Annotated in this window: 13 protein-coding genes (1 of these 13 only partly in view); 6 read left to right on the top strand and 7 right to left on the bottom strand. The window is 42.9% G+C overall.

What is annotated here, in order from left to right; translation table 11 throughout:
* Window positions 1–4: 4 nt before the first annotated feature.
* The 7 genes from mnmG to rpmH all read right to left on the bottom strand — a co-directional run bounded on the left by mnmG (window position 5) and on the right by rpmH (window position 6,601).
* Window positions 5–1,879, bottom strand: a complete 1,875-nt coding sequence (gene mnmG, locus OGM16_05880) for a tRNA uridine-5-carboxymethylaminomethyl(34) synthesis enzyme MnmG (GenBank protein UYJ47773.1) — start codon at window positions 1,877–1,879, stop codon at window positions 5–7.
* 229 nt (window positions 1,880–2,108) lie between these two features.
* Window positions 2,109–3,488, bottom strand: a complete 1,380-nt coding sequence (gene mnmE, locus OGM16_05875; protein ID UYJ47772.1) for a tRNA uridine-5-carboxymethylaminomethyl(34) synthesis GTPase MnmE — start codon at window positions 3,486–3,488, stop codon at window positions 2,109–2,111.
* Between the two features lie 113 nt (window positions 3,489–3,601).
* Window positions 3,602–4,378: a protein jag gene (locus OGM16_05870; protein UYJ47771.1), complete on the bottom strand. Its 777-nt coding sequence runs from the start codon at window positions 4,376–4,378 to the stop codon at window positions 3,602–3,604.
* Between the two features lie 14 nt (window positions 4,379–4,392).
* The gene (locus tag OGM16_05865) at window positions 4,393–5,709 is read right to left on the bottom strand and encodes a YidC/Oxa1 family membrane protein insertase (GenBank protein ID UYJ47770.1); all 1,317 of its coding nucleotides are present in this window, start codon (window positions 5,707–5,709) and stop codon (window positions 4,393–4,395) included.
* A 41-nt stretch (window positions 5,710–5,750) separates the two neighbouring features.
* Window positions 5,751–5,972, bottom strand: coding sequence for a membrane protein insertion efficiency factor YidD (gene yidD / locus OGM16_05860; protein ID UYJ47769.1), 222 nt, complete (start codon window positions 5,970–5,972; stop codon window positions 5,751–5,753).
* 8 nt (window positions 5,973–5,980) lie between these two features.
* Window positions 5,981–6,325, bottom strand: a complete 345-nt coding sequence (gene rnpA / locus OGM16_05855) for a ribonuclease P protein component (protein ID UYJ47768.1) — start codon at window positions 6,323–6,325, stop codon at window positions 5,981–5,983.
* Between the two features lie 141 nt (window positions 6,326–6,466).
* Window positions 6,467–6,601: a 50S ribosomal protein L34 gene (rpmH, locus tag OGM16_05850; protein UYJ47767.1), complete on the bottom strand. Its 135-nt coding sequence runs from the start codon at window positions 6,599–6,601 to the stop codon at window positions 6,467–6,469.
* Window positions 6,602–7,079: 478 nt separating this feature from the next.
* Here rpmH and dnaA point away from each other — a divergent pair, with 478 nt between their 5' ends.
* The 6 genes from dnaA to gyrA all read left to right on the top strand — a co-directional run.
* Window positions 7,080–8,450, top strand: coding sequence for a chromosomal replication initiator protein DnaA (gene dnaA, locus OGM16_05845; GenBank protein UYJ47766.1), 1,371 nt, complete (start codon window positions 7,080–7,082; stop codon window positions 8,448–8,450).
* 280 nt (window positions 8,451–8,730) lie between these two features.
* On the top strand, window positions 8,731–9,849 hold the full coding sequence (gene dnaN, locus OGM16_05840) for a DNA polymerase III subunit beta (GenBank protein UYJ47765.1): 1,119 nt from the start codon (window positions 8,731–8,733) through the stop codon (window positions 9,847–9,849).
* A 70-nt stretch (window positions 9,850–9,919) separates the two neighbouring features.
* Entirely contained in the window at window positions 9,920–10,129 is a 210-nt protein-coding gene (locus tag OGM16_05835) for an RNA-binding S4 domain-containing protein (GenBank protein ID UYJ47764.1), read from the top strand.
* A gap of 26 nt (window positions 10,130–10,155) precedes the next feature.
* Window positions 10,156–11,241, top strand: a complete 1,086-nt coding sequence (recF, locus tag OGM16_05830; GenBank protein ID UYJ47763.1) for a DNA replication/repair protein RecF — start codon at window positions 10,156–10,158, stop codon at window positions 11,239–11,241.
* Between the two features lie 80 nt (window positions 11,242–11,321).
* Entirely contained in the window at window positions 11,322–13,235 is a 1,914-nt protein-coding gene (gene gyrB / locus OGM16_05825) for a DNA topoisomerase (ATP-hydrolyzing) subunit B (GenBank protein ID UYJ47762.1), read from the top strand.
* 329 nt (window positions 13,236–13,564) lie between these two features.
* A protein-coding gene (gyrA, locus tag OGM16_05820) for a DNA gyrase subunit A (GenBank protein UYJ47761.1) crosses the window boundary here: on the top strand, window positions 13,565–15,783 show its 5' portion. Its footprint extends 313 nt past the window's final position; only the first 2,219 of its 2,532 coding nucleotides appear in the window; it begins with the start codon at window positions 13,565–13,567; its stop codon lies off the right edge, out of view.

Here is a 15,783-nt window from a genome sequence, read left to right as displayed (position 1 = left end):
CCTCTCACTTGCTTCTTTCCAGATATACCATTAATACGGAAATGTCCGCCGGTGACACTCCTGAAATTCTGGAGGCCTGTCCAATGGTAGACGGCTGGATCTTATTTAACTTCTGTACTGCCTCTTTTCTCAGGCTGTTTACCTGGGCATAATCAAAGTTTTCCGGCAGCTTTTTGCCCTCTAACTTCTTAAACTGGGCTACCTGCTGCATCTGACGTTTAATATAGCCTTCATATTTGATCTCAATATTTACCTGTTCCTGTACATCAAAAGCAAGTTCAGGACGGTTTTCATCTACCTCTGCCAGCTTCTCATAGTCCAGTTCCGGGCGCTTGATCAGCTCTGCCAAAGTAGTTCCTGACTTAAGAGGAGTGCTTTCATATCTGGCCAGCAGCTCCTGAACCTTTGGGGTACCGCCGATGGTCGCCTTTTCAAGACGTTCGATTTCTGCATTGATCTGTGCCTCTTTTTCAAGGAGATGCTCATATTCCGCATCACTTACAAGACCGATATCATGCCCGATCCGGCGTAAACGCAGGTCTGCGTTATCCTGTCTTAAAAGCAGTCTGTATTCTGCCCTGGAAGTCATCATACGGTATGGTTCATGGTTTTCCTTAGTCACCAGATCATCAATAAGTACACCAATATAGGCCTGAGAACGATCCAGAACCACCTGTTCTCTGCCCATAACCTCCATAGAAGCATTTACACCTGCCATAAAGCCCTGTACAGCTGCTTCCTCATAACCGGAGCTTCCGTTAAACTGACCGCCTGCAAACAGACCATGGATCTTCTTAAACTCTAATGTAGACTTAAGCTGTAAAGAATTGATACAGTCATATTCAATGGCGTAGGCATTTCTTACGATCCGCACATGCTCCAGCCCTGGCACAGTGCGGTACATTGCATACTGTACATCCTCAGGAAGAGAACTGCTCATACCTCCTAAGTACATTTCATTCGTATAAAGACCTTCTGGTTCCACAAATACCTGATGGCGTTCTTTATCAGGGAATTTTACCACCTTGTCCTCAATAGACGGACAATATCTTGGACCTGTTCCTTCAATCGCACCGGAAAACAGAGGCGAACGGCTTAAATTATCACGGATGATCTTGTGTGTTTCCTGATTTGTATAAGTGAGCCAGCAGGATGCCTGTTCTTTCTGAACGCTTTCGGGATCTGTAGAGAAAGAAAATGGAACCACTCTCTTATCACCAAACTGTTCTTCCATCCTGGTAAAATCAATGCTGCGCTTGTCTGCCCTGGCCGGTGTTCCTGTTTTAAAACGGAACATTTCAATTCCATTTGCGATCAGCGAATCGGTAAGATGGGTGGCTGCCTGAAGACCATTTGGCCCTGTAGGATTGCTCACGTCCCCGTAGATGCATCTTGCCCGCAGATATGTTCCAGTACACAGTACAACCGCTTTCCCATGATATATGGCCCCGGAAAAGGTTTTAACTCCCTTTATCTGCCCTTCCTCTACTATAAGCTCAGATACTTCTGCCTGGCGGATGGTCAGATGTTGGGTATTTTCCATGGTCTTTCTCATCTGGCGGCTGTATTCCTGCTTATCCGCCTGGGCTCTTAAAGAGTGGACAGCCGGTCCTTTAGACTCGTTTAACATCTTAGACTGGATAAAGGTCTTATCAATATTCTTTCCCATTTCTCCGCCTAATGCATCCAGTTCTCTTACCAGATGTCCCTTAGAGCTTCCACCTACATTGGGATTACAGGGCATGAGGGCAATACTGTCCACACTGACTGTAAATACAATGGTCTCAAGGCCCAGTCTGGCACAGGCTAATGCTGCCTCACAGCCGGCATGACCGGCACCAACTACCACAATATCATATGATTCTTCCAAATATGGCATTTTCTTAATTCCTTCCTGTTTCTATGCGGTTACTGTTCATGCGTTGCATGACCAGCAACGGAATTTGCCGTAGCTTCGCATTTTAATACGGCAAATTCCTGCAACCACCGCGTTATCATACGGCACTTTCGGTTCCAAAAGTGCCTCCCCCATATACTGTAACCTACGCGGTCATTTCCATGTGCATCCAATGCACAAGACCGAGTATTTCCCCATACATTTTACCACATCATTTTCCCATACAGAACTTGGAAAAGATCTCATTTACCAGATCATCTTCCACCGCTTCTCCTAATATCTTTCCAAGCTGCTCATAAGCATTCATCAGATCAATAGAATAGAAATCTTCCGGCATGCCGTCTGATACGCTTTGTTTTACCATTTTAAGACTGTCCAGTGTCTGTTCCAGCGCCTCTTTGTGGCGTACATTGGTAATATAAACCTGCTCATTAAAAGAGAGCTTTCCGTGGTAAAACAGCCGCCTTATCTCTTCCTCAAGAGCTTCAATGCCCTGCTCCTCTTTTGCAGAGATAGGGATCACTCCATGGCCACAGGTATTTTCTAACTCTTTTTTATCTATCGCCATTTCCAGATCTGTTTTATTTAAAAGGACAATTGCTCTGCGCCCCTTAATAAACTCCATGATCTCTTTATCATTTTCATCCAGTGCCCTGGAACCGTCTACCACATAGATGATCAGATCTGCGTCCTCTGCTGCCTTCATAGCACGCTCCACGCCGATTTTTTCCACCACATCCTCTGTATCACGGATACCTGCTGTATCCACCACATTTAAGCTGATGCCCTTAAGATAAATATGCTCTTCCAGGGTATCTCTTGTAGTTCCTGCGATCTCCGTGACAATAGCTCTTTCTTCCCCTAAAAGCACATTCATCAGAGAAGATTTTCCTGCATTTGGCTTTCCTAAAATAACAGTCTTTATCCCTTCCGACATCACACGGCCATCATCACAGGAAGCTAAAAGCCTTTCTACCTGTTTTACCATAGGCTCCAAAGCCTCTAAAAGATGCTCCGGATACCCATCTAATGAAATATGCTCCGGATCATCTAATGCAGACTCAATAAAGGCGATCTCAAATAATATCTTTTCACGAAGCTCCCTGATCTTTCGTGAAACAGAGCCTGCTAACTGACTTACTGAGCTTTTTAAGGCATATTCATTGGTAGACTGGATCACATCTGCCACTGCCTCTGCCTGGGCCAGATCAATACGCCCGTTTAAAAAAGCGCGTTTTGTAAATTCTCCAGGCTCTGCAGTCCTTGCGCCATTCCGGATCACAGTTTCCAGTATCTTCTTTACAATGAACACGCCTCCGTGACAGTCGATCTCCACTGTATCTTCTGCTGTATAGCTGTTAGGTCCCTTCATGATCATGACCAGAACTTCATCCAGACGTTCTTCACCATCATAAATATAGCCATAATGGATCGTATGGGATCTCACCTGGCCCAGATCCTTTGGCTCCCCCTTTTTATTTCTGTAAATGCGGCTTATTACCTGCAGGGCTTCATCACCGCTTATCCTTACGATACCGATACCGGAATTGCTCATTCCAGTCGCTATCGCTGCAATGGTATCTGTTTTCATTCATTTTCCCTCATTTCATTCCCCTATTATACAAAAAAGGCTGTCGCTTATGCAACAGCCTTTCTCATTTTATTTTAAACATTATTTTTTATTTATCAGTTCAGTACTTATAATTACTCCTGTGTGCTTTCACTGACTGTTTCAGTCACAGGCTCTGCCTTTGGTGCAGTCTGGTAAGAACCGCCTCTGCGGTTATTTCCCTTATAACCATAAGAACGGCCTCTGCCGGCTCTGTCATATCTTCCCTTTCTTTCACCGGAAACAGCTTCCTTTTTTAAAGCAATGACTACATGGCGGAAAGGTTCCTCTCCTTCGCTGCGTGTGGTCACATACTTGTCATTCTGGACTGCTGCATGGATGATCCGTCTTTCATAAGGATTCATAGGCTCTAAGGATACCGGACGTCTGGTACGTTTTACCTTATATGCAATATTCTTTGCAAGGGTTTCAAGAGTCTCTTTTCTTCTTTCACGGTAATTTTCCGTATCCAGTTTTACTCTTAAATAGCCTTCTGTTCCCTTATTTACGATCAGGCTTACCAGATACTGTAAGGAGTCCAAGGTCTGTCCTCTCTTACCAATCAGGATTCCCATGTCATCTCCCTCTAAGTTCAGGGAAAGCTCCTGCTCTTCTTCATTGTAAGCAGCTGTAATAGATACCTCAAGGTTCATGGCACCAAAAATCTGGGACAGAAACTCAATCGCCTTATCAGCAATGGTCTCTTTCTTTTTTGCACGTATGATCGCCGGTTTTGCACCGATTCCCAAAAATCCGGCGCTTCCCTTGTCAACCACTTCATACTCCAGCTTGTCACTGGTAGTTTCAAGTTCGATCAACGCCTTCGTAACCGCTTCGTCTACTGTTTTCGCAGTAACCGTAATCATATCCATACGAAACAAACCTCCTATTTTTTATTGCCCTTCTCCTGGCGTTCATTATACTTCGCTACCATACCGGCCTTGGAAGCCAGACTTCCTGGTTTTGCGTCCTGGTTATAATACTTATTGGACTCTTCCACCTGGGCCTTGCTCTTTGCGATCTTAGCCATACGTGCGCTTTCTTCACGGGATTCCTTTTCTTCATACTTTTTCAGCATGTCATCCACGTTTCCAACCTTTGTTGGCGGAAGTCCTTTTTTCGCACGCTTCTTGTTAGTCTTTTCTACATTTTTCTGTACCAGCTCGTCCATATCTACTTTATTTAAGTAAGAATTAATGACCATCTGCTGGATAACGGTAAACACACTCTGTGCTACCCAGTAGATACCAATACCGGAAGCAAAGGTAAAGCAGAAGAATACAGACATTAACGGCATGGTCACGTTCATGGACTTCATCATATCAGAAGTTGGATTTTCTTCCACCTGCTTTGGCTGGTTTGCAGTCATCAGCTTAGTGCTGTACCACTGGCTGGCACCTGCTAAAACAGGAATTGCAATAGCCGCGATCACCATTGTGATGGTTCCTGTACCGCCGCTGAAGAAATTCGTAATCACCTGCCATGGTGTATATGCAATGTTCAGTCCAAAGAAGTTCTGCATCTTCTCAATGGCCTGTACTGCGTTCACACCACCTTCTACGGCAGCTTCACCTGCTGCAGGGAACGCACCGATAAAGGTCTGCCACTGTTGTGCAGTGAATTTATATAATAGATCGATAACTGTATTTACGTTAGTAAAATCAAATTTGTCGCCAGTCATTCTGCATGCCTGTGCAAGCTGTGTAAACACATCCTGTGTCTGATAACCAGCCGGCAGCTGACTGATAACGGTTTCATAATATCCTCTTACAGACTGTACATAAGCCGGGATATTATAGATAACACGGTACAAAGCGAAAATGATCGGCATCTGGATAGCCAGTGGCAGACATCCGCCTGTCATAGATGTACCATACTTTTCGTAAACCGCTTTCATCTCTGCCTGCATCATCATAGCAGATTTCTGGTCGTTTTCTTTGCCCTTGTATTTTTTCTGGATTGCATTGATCTCCGGCTGCATAACAGCCATAAGCTTAGATGATTTCTGCTGCTTAATAGTCAGCGGCATCATCAGTATCTTTGTAACCAGTGTAAACAGGATAATGCACAGACCGATATTCTCAATGCCGAAGGTACTGGTAAAACGGAACAAAAGATCCATGATCCAGCCTAAGATTCCGGCGATTGGCCCCAGAATACCGCCTGTTTTCGTCAAAACAACTGCGCCAGCTAAACTGTTCAAAACGCTACCTCCTTATGGAGCACCTACTGTGCTCGTTTTTTCTACGGAACTGGATCATAACCGCCTTCTGCAAAGGGATGACAACGAAGAATCCTTTTGCAGGCCAACCATGTACCTTTAAACACACCGTACTTTTCCAGTGCTTCAATGGCGTATTGAGAACACGTAGGTGTGTAAATACAGTGAGTGTATCTTTTAAGAGGAGAAAGATATTTCTGATATCCTCTTATCATCAGGATCATCGTTTTTTTTATGATCTTCATTTTCAACTTCACTTCGATTCTTTTAAAATATGATGCAGTCCGCACAGGTGCATATAAGCACCTTCCAAATGTTTGTAATCTGATGCTGCTGCGGCAGTTCTCGCCACAACGATGATGTTTAACCCAGTCTCAATTTTTTCATTGTTCAGCCGGAATATCTCCCGCATCAGTCTGGCAATATGATGTCGTACCACACTGTTGCCTACTTTTTTGCTGACCGATATGCCAAGCTGGTTTGATTCTTCCCCGTTTCTCATTACATACATAACAAGAAGACGATTTGCGTAGGACTTTCCATTTCTGTATATATTCTGAAAGTCACTGTTTTTCTTAATGGAAGGAAATCGTTTCATATAGAATAGAAACTCCTTTTCGTTTCATAGGCAACCGTCAGATCTTCTCCAAAATGCCGGGCATTTTACCTGTCCCTGAACGATTGCACATAAACAAAAAGGCCACATCCTGAAAATGTGGCCTTACTGTTCTCAATGTTCTTAAGCGGTTAATTTAGCTCTACCTTTTGCTCTTCTTGCAGCAATAACTTTTCTACCGCCAGCTGTCTTCATTCTAGCTCTGAAGCCATGAACTTTTGCTCTCTGTCTTTTCTTAGGCTGAAATGTCATCTTCATATTCCGGGCACCTCCTATCAAATATTATCTGGTAATGTGGTAACACACATTTAGACTAGTATAATTAAACATCTTCTCGATTATATAGAAAAAATCGGCCTTAGTCAAGGGATTTTTTGAGGAAAACCGGGAAAAAATTGTGGATAGAAGTCCCTGTGTGTACCGTGTATATCTTTACCCACATTATCCACAATTTGTTGATAAGTTGTGGATAAGTTATGGAAAACCCTTTCTTCTTCCACACTCACACAGTCCACATCCCTATTTTCCCTTTATTTTTCCAATGTGAACAACTCCCCTTTTTTCTTATCCACCATTTGTGGAAAACCGTTCCGTTTTTTATCTTTTTCACTTTCATCCACAGCTTTCCACCAAAGTTATCCACAATATTTTACACTTTTGATTGAAAAAAAAACGGCTTTAGTATACAATGTACTTAGATTGGGCAATTCTGCACTACAGTTTCAGGAGACAGAAAATGATAGATAAAATTAAAGAAAACTGGGAAAAAATCCTACTGATTTTAAAAGAAGAACATGAAGTATCCGATGTTTCCTACCGGACATGGCTTCAGCCTTTAACTCCTTATGAATTCAAGGGAAATACCGTTACCATCATCGTTCCGGAACAGACATTTTTAGCCTATGTAAAAAAGAAATACGGCCTTTTACTGCAAGTTACCATTTCAGAATTCTTAGACCAGGACTGTAATGTGGATTTTAAAGTAAAAGATCAGATTGAGGAAGAAAAGCAGGCGCAGGCTCCTTCCCTTATCCAGAAAAATAAAGCAGTTGTAAGCCCAGATGTGATCCAAAGTGCCAACTTAAACCCAAAATATACCTTTGATACCTTCGTTGTAGGTTCCAACAACAACTTAGCCCATGCAGCTGCACTTGCAGTTGCGGAATCTCCCGGCGAGATCTACAACCCGCTTTTTATATACGGAGGCGTTGGTCTTGGAAAAACCCATCTGATGCATGCGATTGCTCATTTTATTTTAAAAAATAACCCACGCGCAAAGATCCTCTATGTCAGTTCCGAGACTTTCACCAATGAACTGATCGATGCGATCCGTAACAAAAACAACATTACAACCACAGAATTCAGGGAAAAATACCGCAATAATGATGTTCTTCTCATTGATGATATCCAATTTATTATAGGAAAGGAAAGTACCCAGGAGGAATTTTTCCATACCTTTAATACATTATATGAATCAAAAAAGCAGATTATCATATCTTCCGATAAACCACCAAAAGAAATTGAAACCCTGGAAGAACGTCTGCGCTCCCGTTTTGAATGGGGTCTTACTGTAGATATCCAGTCTCCGGACTATGAGACCCGTATGGCTATTCTGCGCAAAAAAGAAGAAATGGAAGGCTATAATATTGACAATGAAGTAATTAAATATATTGCCACCAATATTAAATCCAATATCCGTGAGCTGGAAGGTGCCCTCACAAAGATCGTCGCTCTCTCCCGCTTAAACAAATGTGATATTACCTTAGGTCTGGCGGAAGAAGCCTTAAAAGATATTATTTCCCCAAATGCCCAGCGGGAAGTAACACCAAACCTGATCATCCAGGTAGTTTCCGACCATTTTGGCATTACGCCTCTTGATATTTCATCTCAGAAGCGTACAAAAGAGATCGTTTATCCAAGACAGATCGTTATGTACCTATGCCGGAATATGACGGAAACTCCTCTGCAGTCTATAGGCCGTATCTTAGGCGGAAGGGACCATACTACCATCATCCATGGCTCTGAAAAGATCGCTGCAGATATGAACAAAGATGACAATCTTAAAAATACCATTGAGATCTTAAAGAAAAAGATCAATCCACAATAGCCTGTGAAAATACTGTGGATTAATTGTGGACAGACCGGCAGTCGTTTTTCGCGAAAATTTTTCAAAATTTAACCTGTGGATAACTTTAAAGCTATTCCGAAAAAATGTGGATGATTTCCACAACGCTTTCCACACCGGTTTTCCACTGTTTTTCAGGGTTTTTTCCACTTTTGCACAAACCCACAGCCTCTACTACGGTTTCTACGAAAAATAATTCTTTATATACCCTATTAGAGGGCACTCATACGCAAACAACTCAGAAAGGAAGTTATCAACAATCATGAAGCTCAGATTTCAGAAAGATGATATTGTTAACGGCATCAGTATTGTTATGAAGGCCGTTCCTTCTAAAACAACCATGTCTATTTTAGAATGTATTCTCATCGATGCTTCTTCTGGTGAAATCAAACTGACTGGAAATGATATGGAGCTTGGAATTGAAACAACTGTAAATGGTGAGATCCTTGAACACGGAAAGATCGCTCTGGATGCAAAGCTTTTTTCCGAGATCACCAGACGGGTATCCAGCCAGAACGCAGTAGTTACTATTGAATCTGATGATAAATTCAATACAACCATCAGCTGTGAAAATTCTGTATTCAATATCCAGGGCCGTGACGGAGATGAATTTTCCTATATTCCTTATATTGAAAAAAATAAGTATATCAGCCTGTCTCAGTTCACTTTAAAAGAAGTGATCCAGCAGACGATCTTCTCCATTTCACCAAATGACAGCAACAAAATGATGGCCGGTGAATTATTTGAAGTCAATGAAAACCAGTTAAAAGTGGTATCTCTGGATGGCCACCGTATTTCCATCCGCAATGTTACCTTAAAAGATCATTATGAAAATACAAAAGTGATCGTTCCTGGAAAAACATTAAGCGAGATCAGCAAGATCTTAGGTGGAGACAATGAAAAAGAGGTGCTGATCTACTTCAGCACAAACCATATTTTATTTGAATTTGACCAGACTATCGTTGTTTCACGCCTGATCGAAGGAGAATATTTCCGTATCAACCAGATGCTTTCCAGTGACTATGAAACAAAAGTAACCATTAATAAAAAAGAATTTTTAGACTGTATTGAGCGCGCCACTATCCTGATCCGTGAAAATGACAAAAAACCGCTGATCTTAAATGTTGGCGATAATTCTATGGAATTAAAGTTAAATTCCAGTTTTGGTTCCATGAATGCGGAACTTATGATCCACAAGACCGGAAAGGACATTATGATCGGTTTTAATCCTAAATTTTTGATCGATGCCCTCCGTGTGATCGATGATGAAGAGATTAATATTTATATGATGAATCCAAAGTCCCCATGCTTTATCAAGGATGAGGAGGCTAACTACATCTACCTGATCCTTCCGGTAAACTTTAATGCAGCTTCAGTATAATGCATAATTATGCACTATAAATTTATATATGTCCGCATAACACGGACGGAAAGGGAGTACAGAACATATTATGGAAACCATTAAGTTAAGGGATGAATATATCAAACTGGGTCAGGCTTTAAAGGCGGCCGGTTTTGTTGAGTCTGGTGTGGACGCAAAATATGCCATTGAAGATGGTCTTGTATATGTAAATGGAGAGCAGGCTTTCCAGAGAGGAAAGAAGCTGGTAGACGGAGATGTTGTCACCTATGAAGGCCAGACTATTAAGATCATCAAATAAATTTTAACTGTTGAAAGAGAATTTCTATGACTATTGAATCCATAGAACTTAAGAATTACCGCAATTATGAAGAACTGCATATGGAATTGAGTCAGGGAACCAATATTCTCTACGGCGACAATGCACAGGGAAAGACAAATATCCTGGAAGCGGTCTATGTGTGCTGTACTACCAAGTCACACAGGGGGGCGAAAGATAAGGATATGATCCGTTTTGGAGAAGATGAATCCCACATTAAGCTCCAGATAAAAAAGGGTGTGGTCCCCTGCCGCATTGATATGCATTTAAAGAAAAATAAAACCAAGGGGATTGCTGTAGACGGTATCCCCATCCGGAAGGCAAGCCAGCTGTTTGGACTGGTCAATGTGGTATTTTTCTCACCGGAGGACTTAAATATCATAAAAAACGGTCCTTCTGAGCGAAGACGCTTTATTGACATGGAGCTTTGCCAGCTGGATAAAGTGTATGTCCATTCTTTAGTCCAGTATAATAAAGTCCTTCTCCAGCGGAACAAACTTTTAAAAGAACTTGGTTTTCATCCGGAATATGAGGCAACACTGGATGTATGGGATGAACAGCTGGTGCGTTTTGGAAAAGAAGTGATAAAAGCCAGGAGAGACTTTATCCATCAGCTGGGGGACATTATCAAAGAATTGCATACAAAGCTTTCCGGGGGCAAAGAAAATATAGAAGTGATCTATGACCCGGATACAGAGGAAAATGAGCTGGAAGCGGCGGTAAGGAAGAGCCGGCCGCAGGATATGAAGCAGAAGACTACGCTGGCAGGTCCCCACAGGGATGATATCAGCTTTGTAGTGAACGGCATTGATATTCGCAGGTTTGGTTCCCAGGGCCAGCAGAGGACAGCTGCATTATCTTTAAAGCTTTCCGAGCTGGAGCTGGTCAAAAAGATCAGCCGGGATGCTCCGGTGCTTCTGCTGGATGATGTGCTGTCAGAACTTGACAGCAGCCGTCAGAACCAGCTTTTAGATGCCATACAGGATATCCAGACTATGATCACCTGTACCGGTCTGGAGGATTTTGTGAACCACAGGTTCCACATTGACAAGATATTCAAGGTGGAAGAGGGAAAAGTTACAAGCCAAAATTAAATTATACAGATATACAGGTTGCAGAAAAACGGTAAAAGATCGTAAGGCTGCTGACTGAAAAAGAAAGGAAGATATAGAACATGGGAGAGCAGTACGGAGCAGATCAGATTCAGATTCTGGAAGGACTTGAGGCGGTCAGAAAACGTCCTGGCATGTACATTGGCAGCACATCTGCCCGCGGACTCCATCATCTGGTTTATGAGATCGTAGATAACGCAGTGGATGAGGCGCTGGCAGGATACTGCGATTCCATTGATGTGACCATTAATCCGGACAATTCCATTACCGTAATTGATGATGGACGTGGAATTCCGGTAGATATCCAGAAAAAAGCAGGACTTCCTGCAGTAGAGGTTGTATTTACCATCCTTCACGCAGGTGGTAAGTTCGGAAATGGCGGTTATAAAGTATCCGGCGGTCTCCACGGTGTAGGCGCATCTGTTGTAAATGCATTGTCTGAATGGCTGGAAGTTTTAGTATACCGTGATGGAAATATTTATAAACAGCGTTATGAAAGGGGCAAAGTCTGCTATCCGTTAAAAGTGGTAGGAAACTGCAGCGCAGATAAGCATGGTACTACTGTTACCTTCCTTCCGGATAAGGAGATCTTTGAGGAAACCGTATATGATTATGATACATTAAGAATCCGTTTAAGAGAAACTGCTTTCCTCACTAAGAACTTAAAGATCATTTTAAGAGATGACAGAGAAGAAAAGAAAGAAGAAACTTTCCACTATGAAGGTGGTATCCGCGAGTTCGTTACCTACTTAAACAAGGGAAAAGCACCTCTTTATGAAAATGTTCTTTACTGTGAAGGTACAAAAGAAGGCGTTTATGTAGAGGTTTCCATGCAGCATAATGACTCCTATACAGAGAACATTTATACATTTGTAAATAACATCAATACTCCGGAAGGCGGTACCCACCTTACCGGCTTTAAGAATGCCCTTACAAAGACCTTTAATGACTATGCGAGAAAGAACAAGCTGTTAAAGGACAATGAAGAAAGTCTTTCAGGCGAAGATATCCGTGAGGGCTTAACAGCCATTATAAGCGTTAAGATTAGCGAACCCCAGTTTGAAGGCCAGACTAAACAGAAACTGGGAAACAGTGAGGCAAGGGCAGCTGTAGACAGCATCGTAAGCGAGCAGCTGACCTATTTCCTGGAGCAGAACCCGGCAGTTGCCAAGGTCATGTGTGAAAAGTCCATTCTGGCACAGCGTGCAAGAGCTGCAGCAAGAAAGGCACGGGATCTGACACGTCGCAAATCGGCTTTAGACGGTATGGCTCTTCCAGGAAAACTGGCAGACTGTTCTGACAAGAACCCTGAAAACTGCGAGATCTACATTGTAGAGGGAGATTCTGCAGGCGGTTCAGCAAAAACTGCACGTTCCAGAGCGACACAGGCCATCCTTCCTCTTCGCGGAAAAATCTTAAACGTAGAAAAGGCAAGAATGGATAAAGTCTATGCTAATGCGGAGATCAAGGCTATGATCACTGCTTTTGGCACCGGTATCCATGATGATTTCGACATCAGCAAGCTGCGCTACCACAAAATCATCATCATGACCGATGCGGATGTAGATGGTGCCCATATCAGTACGCTGCTTCTTACATTTATATACCGTTTTATGCCGGAGCTGATCAAGCAGGGCTATGTATATCTGGCTCAGCCGCCGTTATACAAGATCGAGAAAAATAAAAAAGTATGGTATGCTTACAGTGACGAGGAATTAAATTCCATTCTTATGGACATTGGCCGTGACAACAGCAACAAGATCCAGCGTTACAAAGGTCTGGGAGAAATGGATGCAGAGCAGCTTTGGGAGACTACCATGGATCCGGAACGTCGTATTTTACTGCGCGTGACCATGGATGAAGAGACCACATCAGAAGTAGACCTTACTTTTACTACGCTTATGGGTGATCAGGTAGAGCCAAGACGGGATTTCATTGCCCAGAATGCAAAGAAAGTTAAGAATCTGGATATTTAACCAGATCAAGAAAGAGCAAGCCTCTTCTTCAAATCCGCATCCTACGCGATCAGTACAGTTATTTACGAAATGATGTACTAGTACATCGTTTTCGAAATAACTATACCACTCACTTGTCTGCGAATCTGATTGCACAGGCCTAAAAGCCTCAGCGTAGCCCGCTACGCCTGCGTTTTTAGACCTGCACACTCAAATCCGCATCCTACGCGATCAGTACAGTTATTTACGAGACGATGTACTAGTTATGGGCAGGCAGTGTAACCGGATTGCGAATATCCTTCGGCTTGACTTATGAAAGAGAGTACATTTACGCATAAAGGAGATAAATTATGGAACCGAATGTATTTGACAAGGTTCATGACGTGGACCTTAAAAAGACCATGGAACAGTCCTATATTGACTATGCCATGAGTGTTATCAGCGCCAGAGCACTTCCTGACGCCAGGGACGGCTTAAAGCCGGTACAGCGCCGGGTGCTGTTTTCTATGATAGAGTTAAACAACGGACCGGATAAGCCACATCGTAAGTGTGCCCGTATCGTTGGTGATACTATGGGTAAATATCATCCTCATGGTGACAGCTCCATTTACGGGGCATTGGTCAATATGGCACAGGACTGGTCTACCAGATATCCATTGGTAGATGGTCATGGAAACTTTGGTTCCGTGGATGGTGATGGTGCTGCAGCCATGCGATATACAGAGGCGCGTTTAAGCCGTATTTCCATGGAAATGCTGGCAGATATCAATAAAAATACAGTAGATTTCGTGCCCAACTTTGACGAGACGGAAAAAGAGCCTGTAGTATTGCCTTCCAGATTCCCAAATCTGTTAGTAAACGGTACTTCCGGTATTGCCGTTGGTATGGCTACTAATATCCCGCCTCACAATCTGCGAGAAGTTATTGCAGCTGTTGTAAGAATGATCGATAACCGTGTAAATGAGGACCGGGAGACTTCTTTAGAGGAAATCATGGAGATCATCAAAGGACCTGATTTTCCTACAGGAGCTACCATTTTAGGAAAAAGGGGCATTGAGGAGGCATACCGCACCGGCCGTGCAAAGATCAAAGTGAGAGCTGTGACTAATATTGAGACTATGCCAAACGGAAAGTCACGTATTATAGTTACAGAACTGCCATACATGGTAAATAAGGCCAGACTCATAGAAAAGATCGCAGAGCTGGTAAAGGAAAAAAAGGTGGACGGCATTACCTATATCGGTGATGAATCCAACCGTGAAGGTATGCGCATTAATATTGAGCTGCGCCGTGATGTAAATGCAAATGTTATCTTAAACCAGCTGTTAAAGCATACACAGCTGCAGGATACATTTGGTGTGATCATGCTGGCCCTGGTGAACAATGAACCAAAGGTCATGAACCTGCACCAGATGCTGGACTGCTACATTGCCCACCAGGAGGATGTAGTAAGACGCAGGACCCAGTATGATTTAAATAAGGCAGAGGAGCGTGCCCACATTTTACAGGGCTTGCTGATCGCCTTAGATCACATTGATGAGGTCATCCGCATTATCCGTGGTTCTGCAAATGTAGCAGATGCAAAAAATCAGTTAATGGAGCGTTTTGGCTTAAGTGACGCACAGGCTCAGGCAATCGTAGACATGAGACTGCGTGCTCTTACAGGTCTGGAACGTGAGAAGCTGGAAAATGAATATAAAGAGCTTCAGGTACGTATTGCAGAGTTAAAAGCAATCCTGGCAGACGAGAAGAAGCTTTTAACCGTTATCAAAGAAGAAATCAATATTATCGCTGAGAAATATGGTGATGACAGAAGAACTGCCATTGGTTATGATGATGATATGTCCATGGAAGACCTGATCCCGGATGAAGATACCGTGATCGCTATGACTCATTTAGGCTATATCAAGCGTATGGATGTAGATAATTTCAGAAGCCAGAACCGCGGCGGAAAGGGCATTAAAGGAATGCAGACGATTGAGGAGGACTATATTGAAGACCTTCTTATGACTACCAATCATCATTATATGATGTTCTTTACCAATACAGGCCGTGTATACAGGATCAAGGCATATGAGATCCCTGAAGCAGGCCGTACAGCCCGTGGAACAGCTATTGTCAATCTGCTGCAGATGCAGCCAGGTGAAAAGATCACGGCTATTATACCGATGCGTGAGCTGAATGAGGATAAATATCTGTTTATGGCTACTAAGAAGGGTATGGTAAAGAAGACCCCGATGTTAGAATACGAAAATGTTCGGAAGAATGGACTTCAGGCAATCGTACTCCGCGACGATGATGAACTGATCGAAGTAAAGGCCACAGACAATACCCAGGATATCTTCCTTGTGACTAAAAAGGGAATGTGTATCCGCTTCAAGGAAACAGACGTAAGAGTTACAGGCCGTGTTTCAATGGGCGTTATCGGTATGCGTTTTGATGAAGATGATGAAGTCATTGGCATGCAGATGGAAAGTCAGGGAGAACATCTTTTAGTTGTATCTGAAAATGGTATGGGCAAGCGTACCCTGATCAGCGAATTTAATGCACAGAACCGCGGTGGTAAGGG

It is taken from the genome of Lachnospiraceae bacterium, from assembly GCA_025758065.1.
In the GTDB taxonomy this organism is placed as follows: Bacteria; Bacillota; Clostridia; order Lachnospirales; family Lachnospiraceae; genus Enterocloster.
The sequence above is the reverse complement of the archived record's forward strand: the minus strand, read 5'-3'. Positions and strand labels throughout refer to the sequence as shown.